Genomic DNA, 516 nt, shown 5'->3' with positions numbered 1-516 from the left:
GAATGACGCCAAAGCAAGTCGGATGTGATCATACCAGCACTAAAGCACCGGATCCCATCAGAACTCCGAAGTTAAGCGTGCTTGGGCGAGAGTAGTACTAGGATGGGTGACCTCCTGGGAAGTCCTCGTGTTGCATCCCTCCTTTTTGTCTCTCTCTCCCCCCTTTTGACTCGCGCCGCTGCGTCCCTCGTGTTGTGTCGCCCCTTGGGCGAGGGCTGGGGAGAATCGGATGTAACATTTTCTGTAGATGTCCGTGGATATATCATTTGCCTGATTCCGAGTCCGTATGAGAAAGTTACGCCTATTTTAATAGATGACATATTTTGTCCGTTTCGGTAGAGTTTTGGAAAATTCTACATGTCACATATTTTGTCCGTTTGAGTTTATTTTTTATACGGTTGGTTCCTATGTTCTCCTAAGTGTGAAAAAAATATCAAAAAATGAAATAAAAATAAAAAATTGCATCTCTATGTACTGTTTAACTTATATATATGTCATTTCATGTGGTTATATTTT

1 rRNA gene is annotated in these 516 nt (G+C 41.9%); it reads left to right on the top strand.

The features are described 5' to 3' along the window. The first annotated feature begins 20 nt into the window (after positions 1–20). Positions 21–139 (top strand): 5S ribosomal RNA (rrf, locus tag CXQ90_RS23275). Positions 140–516 lie beyond the last annotated feature (377 nt).

The organism is Arthrobacter sp. ZGTC131 (genome assembly GCF_002929275.1).
Lineage (GTDB): Bacteria > Actinomycetota > Actinomycetes > Actinomycetales > Micrococcaceae > Arthrobacter.
Note: the sequence above shows the minus strand (reverse complement) of the source record. Positions and strands in the feature narration are given on the sequence as shown.